At 67.7% G+C, this 21,987-nt stretch carries 21 protein-coding genes, 1 tRNA gene and 1 pseudogene; 10 read left to right on the top strand and 13 right to left on the bottom strand.

Annotated elements, in window-relative coordinates; all coding sequences use genetic code 11:
- Positions 1–1,424 (bottom strand): two-component regulator propeller domain-containing protein (locus tag ACIQ7H_RS14380; protein WP_395792652.1); only part of this gene is annotated, 1,424 nt, incomplete at its 3' end.
- A 155-nt stretch (positions 1,425–1,579) separates the two neighbouring features.
- Between ACIQ7H_RS14380 and ACIQ7H_RS14375 the strand changes: the two genes are divergently transcribed.
- The 3 genes from ACIQ7H_RS14375 (at position 1,580) to ACIQ7H_RS14365 (ending at position 4,108) form a co-directional block, all read left to right on the top strand.
- Positions 1,580–2,407: an alpha/beta fold hydrolase gene (locus ACIQ7H_RS14375; protein WP_395792656.1), complete on the top strand. Its 828-nt coding sequence runs from the start codon at positions 1,580–1,582 to the stop codon at positions 2,405–2,407.
- 60 nt (positions 2,408–2,467) lie between these two features.
- Positions 2,468–3,700, top strand: a complete 1,233-nt coding sequence (hemW, locus tag ACIQ7H_RS14370) for a radical SAM family heme chaperone HemW (protein ID WP_395792650.1) — start codon at positions 2,468–2,470, stop codon at positions 3,698–3,700.
- 225 nt (positions 3,701–3,925) lie between these two features.
- Entirely contained in the window at positions 3,926–4,108 is a 183-nt protein-coding gene (locus ACIQ7H_RS14365) for a CPXCG motif-containing cysteine-rich protein (protein WP_395792648.1), read from the top strand.
- Positions 4,109–4,141: 33 nt separating this feature from the next.
- On the opposite strand, the gene ACIQ7H_RS14360 is transcribed toward ACIQ7H_RS14365, so the two are convergent.
- The gene (locus ACIQ7H_RS14360) at positions 4,142–4,813 is read right to left on the bottom strand and encodes a 4'-phosphopantetheinyl transferase family protein (protein WP_395792646.1); all 672 of its coding nucleotides are present in this window, start codon (positions 4,811–4,813) and stop codon (positions 4,142–4,144) included.
- A 241-nt stretch (positions 4,814–5,054) separates the two neighbouring features.
- Between ACIQ7H_RS14360 and rpmB the strand changes: the two genes are divergently transcribed.
- The gene (gene rpmB, locus ACIQ7H_RS14355; RefSeq protein WP_395792644.1) at positions 5,055–5,291 is read left to right on the top strand and encodes a 50S ribosomal protein L28; all 237 of its coding nucleotides are present in this window, start codon (positions 5,055–5,057) and stop codon (positions 5,289–5,291) included.
- 12 nt (positions 5,292–5,303) lie between these two features.
- Positions 5,304–5,468: a 50S ribosomal protein L33 gene (rpmG, locus tag ACIQ7H_RS14350; RefSeq protein ID WP_395792642.1), complete on the top strand. Its 165-nt coding sequence runs from the start codon at positions 5,304–5,306 to the stop codon at positions 5,466–5,468.
- A 208-nt stretch (positions 5,469–5,676) separates the two neighbouring features.
- Here the strand turns inward: rpmG and ACIQ7H_RS14345 are convergent, their stop codons facing one another.
- Positions 5,677–6,609 (bottom strand): hypothetical protein, encoded by a 933-nt coding sequence (locus tag ACIQ7H_RS14345; protein WP_395792640.1) that lies wholly within the window; start codon positions 6,607–6,609, stop codon positions 5,677–5,679.
- Positions 6,610–6,851: 242 nt separating this feature from the next.
- Between ACIQ7H_RS14345 and ACIQ7H_RS14340 the strand changes: the two genes are divergently transcribed.
- Entirely contained in the window at positions 6,852–7,418 is a 567-nt protein-coding gene (locus ACIQ7H_RS14340; protein ID WP_395792638.1) for a hypothetical protein, read from the top strand.
- A gap of 86 nt (positions 7,419–7,504) precedes the next feature.
- Here ACIQ7H_RS14340 and ACIQ7H_RS14335 read toward each other — a convergent pair whose 3' ends face one another.
- The 6 genes from ACIQ7H_RS14335 to ACIQ7H_RS14310 form a co-directional block, all read right to left on the bottom strand.
- Positions 7,505–7,945, bottom strand: coding sequence for a DUF2007 domain-containing protein (locus ACIQ7H_RS14335; RefSeq protein WP_395792636.1), 441 nt, complete (start codon positions 7,943–7,945; stop codon positions 7,505–7,507).
- 139 nt (positions 7,946–8,084) lie between these two features.
- Positions 8,085–10,298: a pilin gene (locus ACIQ7H_RS14330; protein WP_395792634.1), complete on the bottom strand. Its 2,214-nt coding sequence runs from the start codon at positions 10,296–10,298 to the stop codon at positions 8,085–8,087.
- A 164-nt stretch (positions 10,299–10,462) separates the two neighbouring features.
- The gene (gene nudC, locus ACIQ7H_RS14325; protein WP_395792632.1) at positions 10,463–11,398 is read right to left on the bottom strand and encodes an NAD(+) diphosphatase; all 936 of its coding nucleotides are present in this window, start codon (positions 11,396–11,398) and stop codon (positions 10,463–10,465) included.
- Between the two features lie 37 nt (positions 11,399–11,435).
- The gene (gene erpA / locus ACIQ7H_RS14320; RefSeq protein ID WP_395792630.1) at positions 11,436–11,795 is read right to left on the bottom strand and encodes an iron-sulfur cluster insertion protein ErpA; all 360 of its coding nucleotides are present in this window, start codon (positions 11,793–11,795) and stop codon (positions 11,436–11,438) included.
- Positions 11,796–11,919: 124 nt separating this feature from the next.
- On the bottom strand, positions 11,920–12,333 hold the full coding sequence (locus tag ACIQ7H_RS14315; protein ID WP_395792628.1) for a polymer-forming cytoskeletal protein: 414 nt from the start codon (positions 12,331–12,333) through the stop codon (positions 11,920–11,922).
- A gap of 3 nt (positions 12,334–12,336) precedes the next feature.
- Positions 12,337–13,089, bottom strand: coding sequence for a DUF6776 family protein (locus ACIQ7H_RS14310; protein WP_395792627.1), 753 nt, complete (start codon positions 13,087–13,089; stop codon positions 12,337–12,339).
- A gap of 137 nt (positions 13,090–13,226) precedes the next feature.
- Here ACIQ7H_RS14310 and ACIQ7H_RS14305 point away from each other — a divergent pair, with 137 nt between their 5' ends.
- From ACIQ7H_RS14305 to ACIQ7H_RS14295, 3 genes are all read left to right on the top strand, one after another.
- Entirely contained in the window at positions 13,227–13,826 is a 600-nt protein-coding gene (locus tag ACIQ7H_RS14305) for a DUF4126 domain-containing protein (protein ID WP_395792625.1), read from the top strand.
- Positions 13,827–13,933: 107 nt separating this feature from the next.
- Positions 13,934–16,585, top strand: coding sequence for an EAL domain-containing protein (locus ACIQ7H_RS14300; protein WP_395792623.1), 2,652 nt, complete (start codon positions 13,934–13,936; stop codon positions 16,583–16,585).
- Entirely contained in the window at positions 16,582–19,041 is a 2,460-nt protein-coding gene (locus ACIQ7H_RS14295; protein WP_395792621.1) for an ATP-binding protein, read from the top strand. Before ACIQ7H_RS14300 ends, ACIQ7H_RS14295 begins: the two co-directional genes overlap by 4 nt.
- 135 nt (positions 19,042–19,176) lie before the next feature.
- Here the strand turns inward: ACIQ7H_RS14295 and bfr are convergent, their stop codons facing one another.
- The 3 genes and pseudogenes from bfr to ACIQ7H_RS14280 form a co-directional block, all read right to left on the bottom strand.
- A complete protein-coding gene (gene bfr / locus ACIQ7H_RS14290) occupies positions 19,177–19,644 on the bottom strand; it encodes a bacterioferritin (protein WP_395792619.1) in 468 nt (155 codons plus the stop codon).
- Positions 19,645–19,911: 267 nt separating this feature from the next.
- Positions 19,912–20,097: a bacterioferritin-associated ferredoxin gene (locus ACIQ7H_RS14285; protein ID WP_395792617.1), complete on the bottom strand. Its 186-nt coding sequence runs from the start codon at positions 20,095–20,097 to the stop codon at positions 19,912–19,914.
- A 233-nt stretch (positions 20,098–20,330) separates the two neighbouring features.
- Positions 20,331–20,796, bottom strand: a pseudogene (locus ACIQ7H_RS14280) (RNA pyrophosphohydrolase); the annotation flags it as partial.
- 272 nt (positions 20,797–21,068) lie between these two features.
- Here ACIQ7H_RS14280 and ACIQ7H_RS14275 point away from each other — a divergent pair.
- Positions 21,069–21,145: transfer RNA gene (locus ACIQ7H_RS14275), tRNA-Met, on the top strand.
- Positions 21,146–21,617: 472 nt separating this feature from the next.
- On the opposite strand, the gene ACIQ7H_RS14270 is transcribed toward ACIQ7H_RS14275, so the two are convergent.
- Positions 21,618–21,887 carry an HU family DNA-binding protein gene (locus ACIQ7H_RS14270; RefSeq protein ID WP_395792615.1) on the bottom strand — a complete coding sequence of 90 codons (270 nt, stop codon included), beginning with the start codon at positions 21,885–21,887 and terminating at the stop codon, positions 21,618–21,620.
- Positions 21,888–21,987 lie beyond the last annotated feature (100 nt).

Below are 21,987 nucleotides of genomic sequence, written 5' to 3'. Positions count from 1 at the left end.
TCTACAACCACCACTTGCCACAGAAGGCGCTCAACCACGAGACTCCGGTTCTGGCGCTCAAACGCTGGCAATCCACCCACCCGGAACTCTTCGTCAAGCAGGTACGCGATCGTCCGGGATCTGACACCCGCAGCGTCCACAAAGCTGGTGATCTGGGCATCGGCCAGCGCCGCGAACGCGGGGTCGACCACGATCCGGCCCTGCTGCAGGGTCGCCAGCCCCGCCCGGGTCCCCAACCACAACGTGCCGGCGGGATCGCGATGCAGGCTGTACACCGCCGGATCGGGCAAGGCCGCGCCGGCCTCGACGCGGCGGAAGCCCGCATCGGCGCTGAAATGGGCGAGGCCGTCATTGGTGCCCACCCAGAGTCCGCCCGCGGCATCGTCCAGCACGCTCCACAGGAGGGTGTCGTGCAGGCCCTGACGACGGCTGAGCACGCGCAGGGCGGAATCGCTGATTCGCAGCAGGCTCTCGCGCTGGCTGCCCAGCCAAAGATCACCGTCGCGGTCCTCGAACATCACGTGCAGCCAGGGCCGCGGCGTGAAGTCGGCATCGCCGATCGATTCCTCGCTGCCGTCCGGCCGCAGCCGCTGCAGGCGCTCGACGCTGGCCGCCCACAGGTTGCCGTCGCGATCGGCCAGCAGGGTCGGTACCGGCACCGCAGCCAGCGCCTCGAAGCTTGGCTGGAACTCACCGCTCGCCGGGTCCAGCAACCACACGCCACGACGGGTGCCCACCGCAATCCGACCCTGCCATACCGCCAGACCGAGCACCCGCAGGTCCGGATCTGGTAGCGCGTAGCTACGTGGCTCGGGGCCGTCCAGGCGCCACAGCTGGGCCTCTCCGCCCGCCCACAGCGCGCCGCTGTCATCGACGCTGAGCGCATGCACCGAATGCCCGGACAGATATCGCGCTTGGGCGGCATCGCCGCGCGCGCGCAGGCCATCGACGGTGGCGGCCAACAGCTCACCCCGCCACAGGGTCAGCGCACGCACCGAGGTCGGCTGCGGCGCGACCGCGACTTCGCTGAAGGTTCCTGCCTGCTGGCGCAGCAGGCCGCGCGGCGTGCCGAACCAGACCGCGCCCTCAGCATCGGCCAGACTGCTGGTCGGCATGCTCAGGTCGAGCCCGGTATTGGCGCGGTTGAAGGTGACGAAGTGCTGGCCGTCGAAACGGGCGATGCCGTTCTGGGTGCCGGCCCACAGGTAGCCACGGGTGTCCTGGCTGAGGGTCAGCACGGTGATCTGCGGCAGCCCGTCTTCGGCAGTCCAGCGCTCCAACAGATAGTCGGCGAAGGCGGTTTCAGGCTCCAGCGCCGACGCGGGCGCGGCGACCAGCAGCAGTGTCAGCAGCGCTACGAGCGCGCCGCTGCGCGCGCGCAGCAGCCACCCTGAAGCACACGCACGGCGGCGGCGGTCGGTCATGACAGTCGCGAGATGCAAACGGCGTTCCCGCAGCCGGCGTCGGCGCGGGCGCAGTGACGGTTACCATAGCCGCCCTTTTGCCTGGCGGGCCTGCCGTGACCCTTCCCGACTATCCCTTCGCGCCCAAGCGCTTCGACCGCGGCGACGGCATCGAAATGAGCTACCTCGACGAGGGCCAGGGCCACCCGGTGCTGATGGTGCATGGCAATCCGACCTGGTCGTACTACTACCGCCATCTGGTGCTGGCACTTCGCGGCAACCACCGCTGCATCGTCCCCGACCACATCGGCATGGGCCTGTCCGACAAGCCCGACGACAGCCGCTACCGCTACACCCTCGACAGCCGCGTGGCGGATCTGGACTCGCTGATGGCGAAGCTCGAACCCAGCCAGCCGGTCACCCTGATCGCGCACGACTGGGGTGGTCTGATCGGTCTGGCCTGGGCGCTCAAGCATCCGCAGCGGATCGCCCGCATCGTGCTGCTGAACACCGCCGGCTTCACCATGCCGGCCGACAAGCGCCTGCCGGGTCTGCTCAAGCTGGGGCGCGACTCAGGCCTGGGAGCGCTGTTGATCCGCGGCTTCAACGCGTTCTCGGCCGGCGCGACCCGGCTGGCGGTGAAGAAGCCGATGCCGGCCGCCGAGCGGCGCGCGTTCACCGCGCCCTACGACAGCTGGGCCCACCGCATCGCCACCCTGCGTTTCGTGCAGGACATCCCGCTCAGCGCAACTGATCCGGCTTGGGCCACGGTGTCCGAGCTCGGCCAGCGCCTGGGCGAGTTCGCGCACACGCCGGCCCTGCTGCTGTGGGGCATGCAGGATTTCGTGTTCGATCACACCTGTCTGCGCGAATTCCGCCGCGCCTGGCCGCAGGCACGTGCGGTCGAATACGCCGAGGCCGGCCACTACGTGCTGGAAGACGCGCGCGCCGAGGTACTGGCCGAGGTCGCGGCCTTTCTGCAGGCGCATCCGGTGGCGACCTGACAGATCCGCTGCACCGCCCCGCGCCGATCGCCTGAGTGGCGCGGGTAGTTCAGTCCGAGAATGCGTCCCAGACCGCTGCTGACGCCGCACCACACGGGCGCGTGGCATGCTGCCGCGCTTCACCATCAGGGCTCCGCCGTGCTCAGCCTGCCGCCGCTTGCGCTGTACATCCACATTCCGTGGTGCGTGCGCAAATGCCCCTACTGCGATTTCAACTCGCACCGCGCGCCCGAAGCGCTGCCGGTGGAGGCCTATGTGCGCGCCCTGCTCGCCGATCTGGAGCAGGAGCTGCCGCAGGTCTGGGGCCGGCCGGTGTCGAGCATCTTCTTCGGCGGCGGCACGCCCAGCCTGTTCCCGGGTGCGGCGATCGGCGCGATTCTCGATGGCGTGGCCGCGCGCCTGCGGCTGATGCCGGGGCTTGAGATCACCCTCGAAACCAACCCCGGCACCGCCGAGTTCGACCGCTTCGAGAGCTACCGCGCGGCCGGCGTCAACCGCATCAGCTTCGGCGTGCAGAGCTTCGACGACGCGCGTCTGCAGGTGCTCGGCCGCATCCACGACAGCGGCCAGGCGCTGCGCGCTTTTGAGCTGGCGCGCGCGGCCGGCTTCGACAACATCAACCTCGACCTGATGTACGCCCTGCCCGGCCAGGACATGGCCGGCGCCTTGTCCGACCTCGAACAGGCAATCGCGCTCGCCCCCGAACACCTCAGCCACTACCACCTGACGCTGGAACCCAACACGGTGTTCGCGGCCAAACCGCCGGCCGGCCTGCCCGACGAGGACAGCGCCTGGGACATGCAGGCGGCCTGCCAGCAGCGGCTCGCCGAGGCCGGCTATGCGCAGTACGAGATCTCGGCCTACGCGCGGCCGGGTCGGCAGAGCCAGCACAACCTCAACTACTGGCGCTTCGGCGACTACCTCGGCATCGGTGCCGGCGCCCACGGCAAGATCACCCTGCCCGCTGAAGACGGCGTGATCCGGCGCTGGAAGCACAAGCATCCGCAGACCTATCTCGACGGCGCCAGCAGCAGCGCACGGATCGGCGGCGAGCAGCGCATCGAGCCCGCCGACCTGCCCTTCGAGTTCATGCTGAACGCGCTGCGCTTGCTCGAAGGCAGCGACTACACCCACTTCGAGGCCCGCACCGGCCTTCACCGCAGCACCCTCGACGCCCCCTTCGCAGAAACCGTCCGTCGCGGCTGGCTGCAGGTCGAGGGCGAACGCTTCCGCGCCAGCGCCCTGGGCCAGCAGTTTCAGAACGACTTGATTGGGGTATTTCTGGCGTCGTAGGTGGGGTTTGATGGGTGGGAGGGCGAGGCTTCTGGTGCTGGGGTGGATGGGGATTCGGGATTTCACTTGGCGGGCAGCCGCACGAGCGCAGACTCAAATCTTCGATGATGTGGGCGGCACCGGGCGCAGCCGAAGCCTCCAAATCGCGACCGCCCATCCGGGCTCCACACCGAATCCCGAATCCCGAATCCCGAATCCCGAATCCCGAATCCCGAATCCCAATCCATGCTCACCGAACGCCACCTCCACTGCCCCTGGTGCGGCGAAGGCTTCGATGCCTTTGTCGACCTTTCCTACGGCGAATCCGAATACGTCGAGGATTGCCCGGTGTGCTGCCGGCCAATCACCCTGTCGCTGCGCGTGGACGGCGATGGCGAGCTGGAGGATCTTGGCGTGGATCGGGAATAGTTCGGCGCGGATACGATCCAGGCCGCGCCTTTCTCAACCCGGATCGCGCGGAAGTTCGGCCATGTGCAGCGCGTGGATGGTGCCAGCCGCTGCCACCACCGCGGTGTAACCCGGCGCCGGACTGAGTCGTCGCAGGCTCCATGCGGCGGGATCGCCGGCCTCGGGCGGTGCGCAGCGCAGCTGTGGATCCGCGCTGCTGGGATCGATCTCGAAACACCAGCGATGCAGCCGATCCTGCAGGCCGCTGCCGGTGGCCTTGCAGGCGGCTTCCTTCGCCGTCCACGCGTGCAGAAAGGCGCGCGCCTGCAATTCATCCGGCAGCGCCGCCAGAGCGGCCGCCTCCAGCGGATCGAAGTAGCGCCGGGCCAGCCGCAGTACCGGTGGCTCGCGGTCGAGTCGTTCCAGGTCGACGCCGACCCGCAGCCCGCGCGCCACCGCCACCACGCTGCCGCCGACCGTATCGCTCAGGCTGAAGCTCAGCTCGGCACCGACACCGAGCAGGAACGGTCGGCCGCGCGGCTCACGCCCGAACTGCAGATCGGCCGCGGCTTGGCCGACATACGGTGCCAGCGCGCGCCGCAGCATACGGTCCAGTTGCACGTGGCGCTCGCCGGGGTTGACGGCCGGCGCAGGGCACCACAGCAGGTGGGCTTCACCTGCGGCCAGTTCGGTGTTCAAGCTCATGCCGACGAGGATGCCATGCACAGGCATATCGGGCGGCCGGCTTGCAAGCCCTTGACTTCGCGGGCACAATGCGCGGCTCGCTGTGTCCGGTCGATTCGTCGACAGGTGTTTCGGGGTTTGCGCAGTCACCCCGCAGCTGCACCTGGACATCGCATTGCTGCATCCCGACTGCGCGCGCCGAGCCCTTACCGGGCACTCATCAGCGCGGGGCCGCTGCCTTCCTGGCCAAGGGGGGCATCACCAATCACCATCGAGGTGCGCCATGGCACGAGTTTGCCAAGTGTCCGGAAAAGCCGTTCAGAGCGGCAACAATGTTTCGCACGCCAACAACCGAACCCGCCGCCGCTGGCTGCCGAACCTGCATGAACGCCGGTTCTGGGTCCCCAGCGAGAAGCGCTGGATCAAGCTGCGTGTATCCGCCCATGCCCTGCGCACCATCGACAAGAACGGCATCGAAGCCGTGATCGCCGAACTCCGCGCCCGCGGCGAAAAGATCTAAGGAGCTCCGATCATGGCATCCAAGCGCGACAAGATCCGTCTGATCTCTTCTGCCGGCACCGGTCATTTCTACACGACCGACAAGAACAAGAAGACCATGCCGACGAAGATGGAAATCAAGAAGTACGATCCCGTGGTTCGCAAGCACGTGATGTATAAAGAAGGCAAGATCAAGTAATCGGCGCCTTCCGCTGATTTGCACAAAGCCCGCCTAAATGGCGGGCTTTGTTTTGGGGCGGAGCAAAGGGGTTGCCGAGCGGGTTGCTACTCGAACTCGCACCGCATCGAGGATCAACGCGCCAACGCCCGAGCGGGGCGCCAAGTGGGCAGAGCATCTGCGCTGGGCCAACACGCTCTGCGTCAGCAAATCCGCGCCTGGCTGGGACTCAGCCGACGTAGCCTGCGAGCACGAACAGGGCCAGCACCGACAGCCACACCAGCAGGATCCGCCAGACCAGGCTCATCGCGTCGCGCAGCTCTTTCAAGGAGGCGGCGGGTATATCGGCGCCGCCGGCCGGGGCCACGGCTTCGACATCGGCCGGTGGCTCAAGGCCTTCCTCCAGCGCGCCCTCGACCACTTCCTCACGCACGCTGGCGCGGGCGACGGCATCCAGAAAGCCGAGGTCCAACACGAACCAGCCGGCGGCGCGCCCGGCATGCCAGTCGCGCCAGGCCGCGAGCACCGCATCGAAGTGTGCGGCCAGCGCCAGCGCCAGGCACATCAGCTGCGCGGCCGGCCAATCCAGCAGCACGGCGAAGCGCTGCAGCGGCTCGCGCTGCGAGTCAGCGGCGGCTTGACGCACGCCGGCCGCCAGCTGGCTCAGCCGATACAGCAGCGCACCCGGCGCGCCCAGCAGCAGAAACCAGAACAGCACGCCGAACCAGCGGGTCAGCCCTTGTCGGAACACCGTATGCACCAGCGGCGTGCCCGAGCTCGCCACATCGAGATCGCCACCGGACAGCCGATGCAGTGCCTCAGCGCGGGTCTGCGGGTCGGCCGCGCCGGCCAAGGCTTCCACATCCAGATCCAGATCGCGCGGGCCCCAGCACAGGAACAGCACCGCCAGCTGCAGCAGGAACAGCAGCAGGCCGAACAGCAGATCCGCCAGCAGCCACTGCACCGCGACCAGGGCCAGCAGCGGCGCGGCGATCAGCACCAGCCAGCCCCAGGGGCTGCCCAACAGCGGCTGGCGCTGGCCCTCCGCCAAGGCGGCGGCAAGCAGGGCAGAAGCGCGATCGTGATGGCGCAGACGCTGTGCGGCGGGCGCCAAATGGTCGAGCACCAGCGACAGAACAACAGCGACGAGTGCAGCGGACATGGGTGCTCCGGAAAGCGTGTGGAGAGGGCGGCGGGCCCGAAGGCTCACCGCGCTGAGGTTGGTGGAAAAGCCGAGCCCCCGCAAGTCTGCGCCGACGCGGCCCTACCTGCAGCAGCGCGTGGCGGTGCGCGCGCGGGCTCAGTGGCCTTGGCTGTTGGCAGCCGCCGGCAGTGAGTGCTGGCGTGACTTCGGCACGGCCGATGCATATCACTGTAGGCGCTCACTCACCATCGAGGTCGACCATGTCCACGCCCGCCGTCATCCTGCACAGCACGCCCGCCACCGCGCTCTGGCACGACCTGGTCCGCGAGGGCGAGCAGCGTGCGCAGGCGCCACTGGATGAGCCGAGCGAGAGCTTTCTGGTGTTCACCCTGATGCGCCATCTCGGCAATGCCGGCCTGGCCGAACCGGCGATGGCGCTTGGCTACCTGCAGGCCTTCCAGCAGTCCGGTCGGCTGCGCAGCCTGGCCCTGCAGGATGTCGGCGAACGCTGCCTGCTGATCGCCGGCTTCTACCCTGACCTGGCGCAGCGCCGACGTGTATCGCTGCGCTATTACCTTGAGCTCGGCCAGGGTGCCTTTGTTCAACTGGCGAACGAGGCCCGCAGCGCGATGGGCGATCTCTACGGCGCGGTCGCGCGCCAGTTTGCCCGGCTGGTGCGGGTGCTGTCGGAGCTGCGTGCACTCTCAGGTGACTGGCATGGTCTGAAGCCGCTGGACCTGCACTCGCTGAGCCTGCAGGCCGGGTTCGACACGCAGGCGGCGGCGTTTCCGGGCGCGGTGCTGATCGGCGCCGAGGGCCGGGCCTGAACTTGAAGTCGCGCAGCGCGCATCGAGGCCCGACTGGGCGGGCGAGCGCCACGCGCCCGCTCTGCTGCGCAGCTTCTGCCGGCGCGCTAAGCGCCGACTGACCAACCACAGCTGCGGCAACTGCGCCGCGTGCGCAGCGGCCACAGCGGCAGGCCGATCAGCAGCCAGGTCAGAAAGGCCGGCCGCCGCCCGGTCTGCTGAGGCATGCCCAGTTCGCCACCGCAGTGGCTGCAGCGCTCGGGCTCAGGCTCGATGTCTACGTCGGCATCAGCCTGGAGCTCCGACGCAGCGGCGGCATCGAACGCGTCGGTGTCGAAATCGTCCGGCTCGTTGAGCACGCGCACTGCGTCTTCGGCACATGCAGAAGGCACCTGCAGACGCACGCCACCCATGGCATTGGAATACAACCACTGCATGTTGATGGTGTGTTCGTCGGCAATGAAGGCAGGAATGCCCTCGGCATCCAGCCGCATCTTGGCGAAATGCGCTTCGTGCGGAAACGAGAACGTGGCGACAGTGATGAGCATCGTGGTTCCTCGACGTGCGATCGGGTGAGCGATCGCGCGGGTAGCTTGCCGGCCGGTCTGCGCACGCCGCAGGCGCCTACGCGCCTGCGGCCGCGGACGTCCTCGCTGACGACTCGATCTCCGGCCAGCTCAGGCCCGCTTAGCGGCACTGCGCCGGCAGCCGCCGGGACTCGATGCTGGCGAGCTCCACCTGCGCGGCCAGTTCGGTCAGCGCCTCGGCATCGCTGGTGTGGGCGGCATGACCACAGCTCCAGATCAACTGGCCGCGGGTATCCAGCTCTGGCAGCAGATACAGATGCTCACCGGCCAGAGCAATCGACCCTTCATCGTCGAAGCGGATCAGGATCGCACCGCCGTCGAAGTCGATGCTGACCAAGTCATCGTCGGTCCGCAGTGGCAGCGGCAGGCCCAGCGCACCGGCATCGTCCGGCAGGGCGCCCGCGCTGAGGTAGTGTTCGGCAATCGCGGCTTGCAGCGGGCGCGCCGCGCTGATCGCCGCGCTGACGCGGGTGCGCTGCGTGTAGTCCTCGTAGGCCGGCAGCGCGACCGCGGCGAGCACGCCCGCCGCTGCGACCGTCGCCATACCGCCGGCCGCGCCGAGGCCCTCCAGCGGCGTGTGCCCATAGTTCAGCTGCAGAGCAAGCTGGTTGGAATCGAGCACCAGTTCGACCCCGATCGGGCTCTGCTCGGGCAGCGCCAGCTGCTGCGCGGTCGGCAGCTTGAACAGATCGATCGAGCCACCGGTGAGATCACTGAAGCTCTGCAGGAGCTCCAGGTTGACCGCGTACACGCTGCGCGAAACATGCCGCAACTGGCTCGACGCTGACAGCAGCGCCTGCGCACGGTCATTGCCTTGGGTGCGTTCCAGCCATTGGCCAACATCGGTATCGGCATTGCGGTCGAGCCGCTCGATCAGAGGCTGCGGCAGCGTGGACACGTACAGCCAGCCGCCGTCCTCGTAGTAGTACAGGTGGGTACGGACTCGACCGTACAAACTCAGCCAGTCAGAAGTGGGTAGCGCAGGTGTTTGCGCGTCAGCGCCGCCGAGGGTTTTCATGAGATCGGTGCTGGAGGGCAATTGCAGATGGTGCAGTTCGACGCCGGCGTGACTGTGGACGGCGTGCTTGGCACCCAGGCGCTCGACCAGATTATTCACCACCACATCAAGCGCGGCGCGGTCGGCCAGCTTCAATGCCTGCCAGGAACCGCTTGCGTCGCCGGCCAGCACGAAGGGCCCAGCCCAGGGCGCCCGCCATTGCGCAAAGCTGAGGCCGCTGCGCTTCTGCAGCTCGGCCTCGATTTCGGCGAACGCGTCGGCGTCTGCTGCGGACGCCTGCTGTGCCTGAACCACATCGAACAGAGCGCGGCTCTCGGCTACGCCAGGCAACACACCGGTCAGCACCCAATCGGGATCGCCAGCTGCGGTGGCGTCGAACCGGTGTGGGCCGGAGGGCAACAGGCCGGCCCAAGGCGTCGCCTGTTCGAATTCGATGCGCAGGGCCAGGCTGCCGTGCCCGTCCGAGTGACCCCAACCCAGGGCCAGCGCCTTGGCGCCCTCAAGGGTGGGCGACAGCCAGGCGTGCTCAGGGGGCAGGGCGGACAGCAGCAGCGGGCGAGCCGCGACCATGTCGAACCACAGCACGCCACCTTGGCCGCCGTCGTCGATGCGGCGCTCCAGGCCGCGCATCACGTGGGTGTCCTTGGCCGCGCCAACCTTGCTGATCAACAGCTTCAGCTGTTCTTCGTTGGCGAACATGCCGGCGAGCACGAACAGGCGCTGCTGGTCGGCGCGATAGTGCAGATACAGCGGCGTGCCGCCTGCATCGAGGCTGGCATTGCCCGCGTCATCGAAACTCAGTGCGCCCAAGTGACCACCCGTAGCCGCGTTGACCAGCTGTGCCGCAGCCGCTGCATCGGCCGCTTTAAGTCGCACGCTGAACAGTGCACTGGCGGCCGGACTCGCCGCCTTGCCCGGCGCCACCACCGCCAGTTCGATCGGCGAGGCCGAGGCCTCGATCAGCTGCAGCGGGCCGTCGCCCAGCTTGAGCATCAGCGCGTCGCTGATGAAGGCCTTGCGCAGCGCCAACACCGCATCGACGGCGGCCTGATTCGAATGCATGGCGTCGCCAGCGCGCCCGCTCGGCGCAGCCAGCACACCCCACAGGCTGGGCACGCGCGCATAGGCGATCGTGTCGGCCGGCAGACGCTCGCGCAGCCAGGGCGGATGCGCGCTGGCTTCAGCAATTTCTGCCGCGCTCGCCATCGGCACCGAGGGCGTGGGCACCGCGGCCGGGTCGCTGGAGCAGGCGGAAAGCGTGGCCACCAGGGCACAGGCCAACAATCGAATACGCATACGCGGAACCCTTCAGGCGTGGTAAGAGCCCGCGATTGTTTCACACCATGAATCGACGGGCTCCAGGCGGTCAGCTCGACCGGCGAGCGTCGTCTTTCCGCATGCGCGCCTCGGCGCGTCAGCCGTGCGCGTCGGCGCAATCGCCCTTCAGACCTTCACCTCGGCTACGCGCCGGCGTCCAGCCATTCCTGCACCAGCCGGCGCGAGATCGAGATCCGCGGCGGCAGTTTGACTTCACCGGCAGCGATCGCGGCGCGCAGCTCGGCGCGCGAGAACCAGCGCGCGTCTTCGAGCTCATCACCGAGCTCGATCGTGGGGTCGGAGGCTTCAGCGAAGAAGCCGAGCATCAGCGAGGCCGGGAACGGCCAGGGCTGGGAGCTGTGGTAGCGGCAGCTGGCGACGCGCACGCCGGATTCTTCACGGACTTCGCGGATCAGCGCGTCTTCCAGCGATTCGCCGGGCTCGACGAATCCGGCCAGAGTCGAATAGCGGCCGGGCGGCCAGCCGGCCTGGCGGCCGAGCAGGGCGCGGCCGGCGTTTTCGACCAGCACGATGATCGCGGCATCCAGCCGCGGGAAGGTCTCCAGCCGGCAATCGGGATTGCTGCAGCGGGCGCTGTGGCCGGCGCGGCTCAGTGCGGTCGGGCTGCCGCAGGCACCGCAGTAGCGCGCGCGGGTCTGCCACAGCAGCAGCGCTTTGGCGTAGGCGAACAGGCCGGACTGAAACGCGCTGAGCGCGGCGGCGGCCTCGCGCAGGCCCATCCAGCGCGCGCCATCGGGCAGATCGACCTCACGCCCGACCTGCGCCGCCAGCGCGAACCAGGGCGTGTCGCCGTCCAACCCGAGAAAGCTGGCATCCGTTGGCCGGGTGTGGCCGAAGCGCTGCGGCTCGAAGCTGAGCAGGCGCTCGCCGTGCAGCAGGGCCTGACCTTCGAAGTCGACGCACAGCACCCGCGCACGCGGCCAGGCCGCATCGAGCCAGGCAGTGTCTTCGCGGCGCTCTCCAGCGCGGTCGAGGGCCAGCTGAGCAAACAGATTCGGCGGGCTGGGCGTGGCTGCCGGCGAAGTGCCGGGGCGGTAGGGCGGCACGGGCGCAGACACGGCGGGCTGGGCTCAGGTTGGGAGTGGAATCGAGACTTCAGGCCGAGAACGAGGAGCCACAGCCGCAGGTCGTCTTCGCGTTCGGATTGCGGATCACGAACTGGGCGCCGCTCAGGCTCTCGCTGTAGTCGACCTCGGCACCCATCAGGTACTGCAGGCTCAACGGATCCACCAGCAGGGTGACGCCGCCACGCTCGACCACCAGATCGTCTTCGCTCTGCGCCTCGTCGAACTCGAAGCCGTACTGGAAGCCGGAGCACCCGCCACCGCTGATGTAGACGCGCAGCTTGAGGGCGTCATTGCCCTCCTCATCGATCAGCCGACGCACTTTGGTGGCAGCGGCTTCGGTGAAGAAGATCGGCGATTCGATCGACTGATAGCTGGGGGCAGTGTTCATGGCGGTCCTGTAGGGCTTCGGCGCTGGTCGAGAGATGGCGACGCCAGCGCACCGGCGCAAGCCTAAACCAGTGCACCCGGTCAGATGTCGGCTCGGCCTGAACGGCGTGCGGCGCGCAGCCCTGTCATGCCTCGCCCTTGTCCGGCCCCGACAGGCGCTTGGGCTCACTCTGCTGATGGATCAGCCGCCCGGTCAGCATCGATCCGGCCACCATTTCCACCGAGTTGTAATGCACATTGCCCTCGACGCGTGCGGCGGCGGCGAGCTCGATTCGCTGGCTCGAATAGATGTCGCCGTGCAGCTGGCCATTGACGATGACATGCGGCGCGCGCACTTCGCCTTCGATGCTGCCGCGCTCCGAAAGCGTGACCAATGCGGTCGGGTCGGCCTCGTCGGCGAGCACCGAGCCCTCGATCCGCCCTTCGATGTAGAGCCCGCCGCTGAAATGCACGTCGCCGCGAATGACCACACGTGGGCCGATCAGGGTTTCAACGCCGCCGCCGGTGCGGGCGGACTTGTTCTTGTCGCTGCCAAACATGCTTCAGGCTCCTGGTGGTACGGTTGCTGTGGCGGGCTGGGTGTCGGCCCACGGAATGCTGCGCTCGCTGCGGCCGGACTCACCGTCCACGCTGACTTTGACACTGTGCGGGGTGAAGCCCGTCGGCAGCATTACAGTGCCTTCGATCTGCTGAAAGTACTTGAAGGCGAATTCAATCGGCGCGGCCTGCCCGGCCTGCTCGACCTGCAGTAGATCAGACCATTCGAGCTTGGCCAGCTGGCCGTCCCGCACGCCTTCGATGCTCAGGCGCAGGCTGCCACGGGAGAGCTGGGTTGTCTTGACGTTCTGGGTCAGTGTGAGCCGGAAGTGGTGCGCTCCGCTGTCAGCGGCCTGCATCGAAAGACTGTGGATCGACAGGCCCTGGCGCTGCGCGCTGCCTCCGACCAGGCGTTCGTAGAAGGCGACATCGGCCTCGAGTGCCGCGATGCGCTCGTCGCGATCGGCCAGGTCACGCTGCAATTCTTGGTTGGCGGTACGGCTGACTTCATCCGACCGCTTCAGGATCACGTTGCGCTGCCGCAGTCGCGCCAACCGATCTTCCAGGCTGCCGACCTGCTCAGTCAGCTCGCCGGTCGATGGCCCCTCGTTGGCCGACCCGGCCGGTGTCGGCGCGAGCCGGTACACCGCCATTCCAACCGCCGCCAGCGACAGCAACCAAAGCAGCCACAGCCAAGGACTGAAGCGGCGGCCGGCATGGCTACGCGGCACGATGACGAAAGGGCTGGGGTTGGACATGGCAAACACTGGCGTAAGCAAAGCCTTCGATTAGGCCGGCGGCGGCCCGAGGCGTCAAGGCTCACCTGCGCCAAGCCTCGCGACAGCGGCGCAGCGCTGGGCTAACGTGCGGGTTGATCCGCCTTGGACCCACGTCTATGGACTCGACACATCTGTTCGCGCTCGCGCTGGCCCTTGCCTGGTTGTGCGGGCTGCGCGTGTATCTGACCGTGCTGGCGGTCGGCCTGGCCGGAATGACGGGCGCCGTGGAGCTGCCGCCCGCATTGGCGGTGTGCAGCTCTCCGTGGGTGCTGAGCGTCGCCGGCGTATTGACCCTGGTCGAGTTCAGCGCCGACAAGATCCCCGGCGTCGACTCGGTCTGGGATCTGCTGCATACGCTTTTGAGAGTGCCGGTGGGCGCCCTGCTGGCCGGCGCCACCCTGGCCGCGCCGGGCGACAGCATGAGCACGCTCGGTCTGCTCGCCGGTGGCGGCGCTGCCTTGCTCAGCCACGGCCTGAAGTCCGGCAGCCGGGTCTTGATCAACGCCTCGCCCGAGCCCGCCAGCAACTGGACCGCCTCACTCGGTGAGGACGCCCTGGCGCTGACTGCACTGTGGTTCGTGGTGCAGAACCCGCTGCTTACCCTGTGCGCACTGGTGGCCGCCAGCGTGCTCGGATTTGCGCTGGTGATCTGGCTGTTGCGCCTGCTGGCGCGGCGCCTGGGTGGCCGGCGCGCCAGTAGCACGGAACCTGCATAGACGACCGAACTGCGCGCGGGCGCCCGCACTGGGTATAGTTCGGACACTTTTGTGGCACCGCGCACTGTTTGCCCCCGCCCACCCACTGCCGAGTTGCCCTCATAGACATGTACGCGCAGGACGAAAGCCAGCAGCGGACCGAACTGAGACTCGCGTTTCTGCGTCATCTGCCGAAGCGGATCGATGCGGTCTGCCGGCGCGCGCGCCGCTTCTGCGAAAGCGGGTGGGACATCAACGGCCTGACACTGCTGTACGAAGATGTGCAGCGCCTGGCCGGCGCCAGCGGCCGCTACGGCGCACTGGAGGCCAGCGAGACCTTGCTGGTGCTGGAAACCCTGCTCGGCGAATTGGCCGAATCCGGCGCACTGCCGGATGAAGTCGGCAGCGGCCATCTGCTGACCCTGCTCGACAGCCTGAGCGAGAGCAGCCTGGCCGATACCTATCCGGAAGAAAGCACCGAGCCGACCAGCCCGCATCCCTTCGCGACCTCAGCCCAGGACGTCGGTGCCGCGCATCTGCGCAGCGAAATCGCGCCGCCAAACTACTGGCGGCGCTGGACCGGCGATGTCCAGGCACCGGCGGCGACTCTGGTGGCCGCTGCGGCGCCGGTCGCCGTTACTGCGACGCTACCGACCAGCCCGGCCCCCAAGGCGCGCCCGACTGCAATCGCGGCAGCGTCGAAGCCTGCCAGCATGCCGCGCAGCGCAGCCAATGGGCGTCGCATCTACCATCTCACCGACGGCTGCGAACTGGCCTGTGAACTCGACCAGCGGCTGGAAGCGCAGGGCTACGAGCTTGAATTGCTGGAGTCAGCCGACGAGCTGAAAGAGATCCTCAACGCGCTGGCGCCGGATCTGGTCATCGTCGATGCCGCCTTCATGAACGACATCGAGGGCGTTGGCGCGGTGCTGCGCGCCACCCGCGAGCGCACCGGCACCCGTCTGCCAATGCTGGTGATCTCGAACGAAGACAGTATTCCGGCCCGTCTGGTTGCCCGCCGCGCCGGCGCGGATGCGCTGCTGGTGCGCCCGGACGGCGCCGAACCGGTGTTGGCCAAACTGTCCGAGCTGCTGGTCTCGGCCGGTGAAGCCACCTACCGCGTGCTGGTGGTCGAGGACGACCGTTCACAGGCGCTGTTTGCCGAGTCGATCCTGCGCAATGCCGGGATGGAGGTGCAATCGGTCTACGAGGCCTTCGATGTGCTGCAGGCGATGGAAACCTTCCGCCCCGACCTGGTGCTGATGGACCTCTACATGCCGCACTGCGACGGCACCGAACTGACCGCGCTGATCCGCGAGCGCGAGGAGTTTCTGCACACCCCGATCGTGTTTCTGTCCGGCGAAAGCGACCAGGACAAGCACTTCGAAGCACTCTCGGCCGGCGGCGATGATTTCCTGTCCAAACCGATCCGCCCCAAGCACCTGATCGCCGCGGTCAACAACCGCGTCCGTCGCGCCCGCGCGGTGCAGGAGCGCGCCCAGCTGCGCGACCCGCGCGACCCGGTCACCGGCCTGCACCGCCGCACCTACATGCTCGACCGCCTGGCCGAAACCCTGGCCAGCGACAACGTCCGCGAACACCCGGGCGGCGTGCTGTTTATCGAAATCGAAGGCGTACCGCAGCTGCGCGAACGCTACGGCCTGACCGCGCTGGAGCAGTTGTTGTCCGAGGCCAGCACCCAATTGTCGGCCGCACTGGGCGACGGCGAGTTCGCTTGCCGCTACACCGACGGCTGCTATGTGGTGTTCTCCGCGGATCGCGACGAGGCCACCCTGGAGCGCTTCGCGGTCGATCTGCGCAACAGCCTGATCACCCACCCGTTCAAGGCCGAGGGCAAACCCTTGCGGCTGCGCGCGGTGGCGGGCGTGGTTTCGTTCAAGCACAACTTCGCAGATGCCGGCGCCATGCTCAATGCGGCCGAACGTGCCGCCCGCGAGGCCCGCTCAGGCGATCGTGGCGTGCATCGCTTCGCGCCACCGCAGCGTCCGGCCGAGGCGCATACCAGCGCTCTGCTGGCGCTGATCCGCAACGCCATCGACGCCGATGGTTTCGAGCTTCTGTTCCAGCCGATCGTCGCCCTGCAGGGCGGCGAGGACGCCCAGTACCAGACCCTGCTGCGCCTGCGCGACGACCATGGTCGGCTGCATCTGGCCGCCGTCATCATTCCGCTGGCGGAAAGTGCCGATCTGATTCTGGAGGTCGACCGCTGGGTGCTGATGCAGGCGATCCGCATGGTCGACCAGCGTCGCAGCGCGCATCGGCCGGTGCGTCTGTTTGTCAGCCCGTCGACCAGCAGCCTGCTGGCACCGGGCCAAGCCGACTGGATTCGCGCCCAGCTGGCGGCACGCCAGATCGCCGGCGAGTCGCTGGTGATCGAGCTGCCACTCGAAGACGTCGAGCCGCGCGCCGAAGCGGTGGAAGATTTCTGCAGCCAGCTGATGCCGCTCGGTGTGCAGTTCTGCCTGAGCCGTTTTGACGGTGAACATTCAGCCGAGACCCTGCTCAACCGGCTGCCGCTGTCCTTCGTCAAGATCGCGCCGAAGTATCTGGCGGCGGCGCAGACCCCGGCGCTGCGCGACGAGCTGCGCAAGCTGGTCGACCTCGGCCATCGCTTCGGCCTGCAGGTGATCGGCCAGCGCGTCGAGGATGCCCAGGCGGCGGCCACTCTTTGGATGAGTGGTATCGACTACATCCAGGGCAACTTGGTACAGCAGGCTGCGCGCGAGCTTGAGTTCGACTTTCAGGCGGCGGTGCTTTGACCCTCTCGCCGGGTCTGGCGCGCGCGCTCGGGATCATCGGCGGCGCGCTCGCCATGGGGGCAGCTGTGCTGGTTGCCCTCGGCCTGGCTCTGCCAGCCCTGCTGGTGGCTGGTCTGGCCGGTATCGGCGGTCTGATCGCTGTCGCCGCCGCGCTCGGATCAGGCAGCGCAGCGCCGCCGCCCTCGCGACGCGAGCCGGTGCTGCAGGCGCTGGATCCAGCCGAGCTGCAGCAGCTGCGCGAGGACCTCGCGCAGGCGCGCAAGCTGGAGCGCGAACTGTCCGACGCCAAGCATTCCGCCGAGTCGGCGATGATGGCCAAAGGCGAGTTCCTCGCCACCATGAGTCACGAGATACGTACCCCGCTGAACGGCATCATCCCGCTGCTCGACATCCTGCTGTCGACCCGGCTCGGCGATGACCAGCGTGACTACCTCAACACTGCGCTGCAGTCAGCCCAGCAGCTGCTGCGGATCGTCGACGACATCCTCGACTACTCCAAGCTTGAGGCCAACAAGCTCGAGCTCGAAGCGGTCGGCATCAACCTGCGCGAGCTGCTCGACAGCGTGATGCGGCTGATGGACTCGCCCGCCGAGGCCAAGCATCTGCGGCTGTCGGTGCAGATCGACCCGGCGGTGCGGCTGGCGGTGCGCGGTGACCCGGTACGGCTGCGGCAGATCCTGACCAACCTGCTCAGCAACGCGATCAAGTTCACCGACCGCGGCGGGGTGTCGGTGATGGTGACGCGGCGTGGCGAATCGCGGACCCATCACGAGATCCGTTTCGAGATCACCGACACCGGCGTCGGCATCGCGCCCGAGGCCGCGGCGCGCCTGTTCAAGGCGTTCTCGCAGGCCGATGCCTCGACCACCCGAACCTTCGGCGGCACCGGTCTTGGGCTGGTGATCTGCAAGCGCATCGTTGACCTGATGGGCGGCCAGATCGGGGTCGAAAGCTCGCCCGGCCGCGGCTCGACGTTCTGGTTCCAGGTGCCGCTGCTGAAAGCGATGGGCGACATCGATGTCGAGCGTCGTGAGCTGGGCGGCTCGCGCGTGCTGCTGGTCACCGCTGACGCCGCCCTGCAGCGCAAGATGGGCTTGGCATCCGCCAACTGGGGCATCACCCTGGTCCATGCCAGCGGCGCCCAGGATGCCCTGTTCAAGCTGCGCGCCGCCGGCCACCGAGCCGGCAACTGGGCCTTCCATCTGCTGCTGGTCGACCTGGTCAGCGTGCGCACCACCGCGGTCGGACTGCATCGCAGCATCCTGCGCGAAGACAGCCTGGCCAAGCTGCAGATCGTCTACCTCAAGGGCGACGAACCCGCACCGGGCGAGCTCGCCGAAGGCGGGCGCTCGTTGCCGCTGGCGCGCAACCTGCCGGAACCGGAAATGCGCCGCCAGCTCGGCAAGATCATGGAAGGCGAGGTGGTCGGTGGGCTGCCGGTGCACACCGCTGCTGATGTCCACATCGAGGCCGCGCCGAGCCGACGCCCGGTTCCGGAGCCGGCGCCGATGGCGCCTGCGTGGGCCACGCCACCCGCTCCGGCACCGGCGATGCATGCACCTGCGGCAGCCGCATCCACCACGCTGACCGGGGCGCCGGCCGGGCCACTGTCCGGGCGCGCACTGCTGGTGGAAGACAATCCGGTGAACCGTCAGGTGGCGCTGCGCATCCTCAGCTTGGCCGGGCTCGACGTCGACGCCGCCGAGAACGGCCAGGAGGCGCTGGATCGGCTTAAGCTCAACCCCTACGCGCTGGTGCTGATGGACTGCCAGATGCCGGTGATGGACGGCTACACCGCCAGCCGCGAGCGCCGTCGCATCGAGGCACAAAGCGGCCTGGCGCGCATTCCGATCATCGCCATGACCGCCAACGCGATGATCGGCGACCGCGAGAAGTGTCTCGATGCCGGCATGGATGACTACCTCACCAAGCCGCTTGACCGGCAGAAGCTGACCGCGACCCTGACCCACTGGATGCAGCAGTCACCGTATCGGAGCAGCGCGGTGGCGGCAGCTGCCGCACCCAGCGCTGCACCCGCGGCGCGCCAGGCGATGCCGCACGCCGGGGCCGCTGGGCCGCGCGCAGCCCCACCCGCGCCGGCACCCGTAGCGGTCGCCACCGGCCCAGCCCTGGATCAAACCGTGGTGGAAGACCTGCGCGAGGTCATGGGCGATGAGTTTCTGTCGCTGATCCGGGTGTTTCTGGAAGACACCCCGCGCACCCTGGAGCGCCTGCAGGCCGCCGCTGCCGCGGGGGACATTCCGCCAATGGTCGCCGCCGCCCACTCGCTCAAGTCGACCAGCGCCAATCTGGGCGCGCTCGAACTGTCCGAGCTCGCACGCCAGATCGAGCACGGCGGCCGGGCCGGCACTCTGAACAATCCGAGCGTGGTCGCCGCACGGCTGGTAGCGGAGTTCATCCGCGTCGAGGGCGCTATGCGCGCCCTGCTCGGCTGAGCCGCCGCAAGTTCCCAACCGTTGGTCGAGTGCGCAGCTGGATGGGTGCGTCGGGCCCAAACGACTGCGCCCGTCGCGACCTTGATCGCGACGGGCGCAATGTGCTTCCCTGGCGCCAGCCCATCAGGGCTGAGATCAGCTGATCTTGGTCTGCAGATAGTTCTCGACGCCCAGGCGCTCGATCAGCGCCAGCTGGGTTTCGATCCAGTCGATATGTTCCTCTTCGGAACTGAGAATGTCGGCAAACAGCTGGCGCGATACGTAGTCGCCGACCTGTTCGCAGTAGGCCACGCCTGCCTTCAGCGCCGGCAGCGCGTCGTACTCGAGCTTCAGATCGCACTCCAGCGCCTCGCGCGGGGTTTCGCCGATCAGCAGTTTGCCCAACTGCTGCAGATTGGGCAGGCCATCCAGGAACAGGATGCGCTCGATCAACTTGTCGGCGTGCTTCATCTCGTCGATCGACTCGTGATGCTCGTAATCACCCAGCGCCTTGAAGCCCCAGTTGTGGAACATCTTGGCGTGGAGGAAGTACTGGTTGATCGCGATCAGCTCGTTGTAGAGCACGCGATTCAGCAGTTCGATAACCTTGGCGTCGCCTTTCATCGGGCGTCTCCGTGATGCGAATGGGCGTTCACTGTAGCCAACTCGATTGCTCTAAGGCGAAAACTCAATCGAACGCATTCGCAGCCTCGCCGCAAGATCCGGCCGCGCTCGCGGGGAAATCCTCAGCGGGACGAAAGCGCTGGGGTAGACGCAGCGGGTTGGCGGATGCGCTTTGCGAGCGGGGCGGAATGGAACACGCCAACGCTGCAGCATCGCGACGAACCGGGAATTGCGAGGCGGCGGCGCGCTGCCGCACAAGCGCGGCCTTCAGGCAGCGATCGGAATCGCGAACGCTCGGGTCTCATCCAGGATCTGCACCGCAAGCTCGGCGCAGCTGCCGCAGCTGCCGGCGCAGCCAGTCATGGCCGACAGATCCGCCAAGCCCGAGGCGCCGTTCTCGGCGGCTTCGCGGATGGCTCGATCAGTGACACCGTGGCAGAGACAGACGTACATGGCGCAGGCACTCGGGAGTGACGACGCCTGCATTCAATCGCAAATGAGAATGAGTGTCAACAGGACTCGCATCCACGACCTGAACCGGCCCCAAGCTGGGTCCAGACCGGTTCAGCGCGAACTGCCGCCCGCCGAGTCGCGCGCCGCGGCGCGGCGCTCGCGGCGCGGCACTGCCACATCGGCATCCAGCGTCGGTGGAGCAAAGGGAAGGATGCAGGCGCCGGTGGCACGCTCGGCGGCGGGCGCCAGATGCTTCAAAGCCTGCGCATACACCCGTCGCTTGAAGCTGACCACGTGTTCCAGCGGATACCAGAAGTCGACCCAGCGCCAGCTGTCGAACTCCGGCGTATCGGTGGCGTCCAGACGCACATCGTGCTCCTGGCCCTTCAGCTGCAGCAGATACCAGACCTGCTTCTGGCCGATGCACATCGGCCGCTTGCCGGGACGCACACAGCGCCGCGGCAGCCGGTAGCGCAGCCAACCGGGCGTCACTCCCAGCACCTCGACGTGATGGGGCTTCAAGCCAACCTCTTCATCCAGCTCGCGGAACATCGCCTCGAGCGGTGTCTCGTCACTATTCATGCCGCCCTGCGGGAACTGCCAGCCATCCCGCGTCACCCGCCGAGCCCAGAACACCTGGCCTTGCGGATGCATCAGGATGATGCCGACGTTCGGGCGGTAACCGTCCGGATCAATCACGGGACGGGACTCCAAACTCAAGATGACGAGGACTGTGCCACACGCGCAGGAACGGCCACAACAAAAGGCGGGCCGCGCAGCCTGCAGCGAAGCCCGAAATCTGCGGACGGTGCAGGCGGACGACGCGCGGAAATCCACTCTCGATGCGAACCGACGGCGAGCTGCAGGCAAGCGGTCCGGCGGCGGGATCTCCCGCCCAACTTGACCCTGTGCCGGTCCGCGCGCAGAATGCGCGCCCCGCGACCAGGCATCGCCTCACGCGGCATCGGGCTGGCTATGTAGCTCAGCCGGTTAGAGCACAGCACTCATAATGCTGGGGTCGGTGGTTCGAGTCCACCCATAGCCACCATCCCGATGCGAGCGATAACCCCGCGAATCTGCGGGGTTTTGTGCCTTCGATTGAGTCGTCCAAGGCACTCGACGCAGCTGGATGCGAGCTTCCGGGACGCGTTTCCTGCGTCTGGGCGTCGTGCGGAACCGCGCGACAACGGGTAGTACCGACCTCGCCACAACCGGGCTGACGGCACGACTGGCTCGCCCATGGATGAGTGTTCAACGCCTGCGGGGGAATTCAGATCGCGGCCGTCGGCAACAGATCGGACAGTCCGGGGTGATCAACATCCGAGCGCGACGCTCGCACGGCGCCTTGTGGTGAAGCGACCGGCTGCGTCACCGCGAGCTCGAAGCGAGGCGGTCTGACAGCCAAGTAGAACAGACGGCACGAGGGGAAGAATTCACCTCAACGCCAGCAACCCGCGACAACCAACGCCTGCAGGCCGGAACCGCTGGCGCCCGCCGTGGTGGCGGGCGCCAGGACAGCTTTACAGCGCTTCTTTGAATGCCTTGCCGGCCTTGAACACAGGCGCCTTGCTGGCCTTCAGCTTGATCATTTCGCCGGTGCGCGGGTTGCGCGCTTCGCGGGCGGCGCGCTCGCGCACCGAGAAGCTGCCGAAGCCGATCAGGGAGACGGTATCGCCGTTTTTCAGCGCCTCGGTCACGGTGCTGGTGAAGGCGTCGACCACAGCGGCGGCCTGGACCTTGGTCAGGTCGGCGTGTTCGGCGATGGCGGAGACAAGCTCAGATTTGTTCATTGGATGCTTCCTTGTAGTGGACCGCAGGGGCGGGACCGGGTTTGGGAGCCACAGCGGCTTCCGAGACGCGAAGGCTGACTCCGCGGGCTTTGTCCGTCAA

This window comes from Aquimonas sp. (assembly GCF_044377145.1).
Lineage (GTDB): Bacteria > Pseudomonadota > Gammaproteobacteria > Xanthomonadales > Xanthomonadaceae > Aquimonas.
This window is presented reverse-complemented; position numbering and strand designations above follow the sequence as displayed.

Coding starts and splice junctions, on each gene's coding strand:
- ACIQ7H_RS14345 (WP_395792640.1), bottom strand. CDS start 6,609: ATGTCCGCTGCACTCGTCGCTGTTGTTCTGTCGCTGGTGCTCGACCAT.
- ACIQ7H_RS14300 (WP_395792623.1), top strand. CDS start 13,934: ATGTACGCGCAGGACGAAAGCCAGCAGCGGACCGAACTGAGACTCGCG.
- ACIQ7H_RS14285 (WP_395792617.1), bottom strand. CDS start 20,097: ATGTACGTCTGTCTCTGCCACGGTGTCACTGATCGAGCCATCCGCGAA.
- ACIQ7H_RS14375 (WP_395792656.1), top strand. CDS start 1,580: ATGAGCTACCTCGACGAGGGCCAGGGCCACCCGGTGCTGATGGTGCAT.
- ACIQ7H_RS14330 (WP_395792634.1), bottom strand. CDS start 10,298: ATGCGTATTCGATTGTTGGCCTGTGCCCTGGTGGCCACGCTTTCCGCC.
- ACIQ7H_RS14340 (WP_395792638.1), top strand. CDS start 6,852: ATGTCCACGCCCGCCGTCATCCTGCACAGCACGCCCGCCACCGCGCTC.
- ACIQ7H_RS14315 (WP_395792628.1), bottom strand. CDS start 12,333: ATGTTTGGCAGCGACAAGAACAAGTCCGCCCGCACCGGCGGCGGCGTT.
- ACIQ7H_RS14335 (WP_395792636.1), bottom strand. CDS start 7,945: ATGCTCATCACTGTCGCCACGTTCTCGTTTCCGCACGAAGCGCATTTC.
- erpA (WP_395792630.1), bottom strand. CDS start 11,795: ATGAACACTGCCCCCAGCTATCAGTCGATCGAATCGCCGATCTTCTTC.
- rpmG (WP_395792642.1), top strand. CDS start 5,304: ATGGCATCCAAGCGCGACAAGATCCGTCTGATCTCTTCTGCCGGCACC.
- ACIQ7H_RS14305 (WP_395792625.1), top strand. CDS start 13,227: ATGGACTCGACACATCTGTTCGCGCTCGCGCTGGCCCTTGCCTGGTTG.
- hemW (WP_395792650.1), top strand. CDS start 2,468: ATGCGTCCCAGACCGCTGCTGACGCCGCACCACACGGGCGCGTGGCAT.
- rpmB (WP_395792644.1), top strand. CDS start 5,055: ATGGCACGAGTTTGCCAAGTGTCCGGAAAAGCCGTTCAGAGCGGCAAC.
- ACIQ7H_RS14270 (WP_395792615.1), bottom strand. CDS start 21,887: ATGAACAAATCTGAGCTTGTCTCCGCCATCGCCGAACACGCCGACCTG.
- bfr (WP_395792619.1), bottom strand. CDS start 19,644: ATGAAAGGCGACGCCAAGGTTATCGAACTGCTGAATCGCGTGCTCTAC.
- ACIQ7H_RS14365 (WP_395792648.1), top strand. CDS start 3,926: ATGCTCACCGAACGCCACCTCCACTGCCCCTGGTGCGGCGAAGGCTTC.
- ACIQ7H_RS14310 (WP_395792627.1), bottom strand. CDS start 13,089: ATGTCCAACCCCAGCCCTTTCGTCATCGTGCCGCGTAGCCATGCCGGC.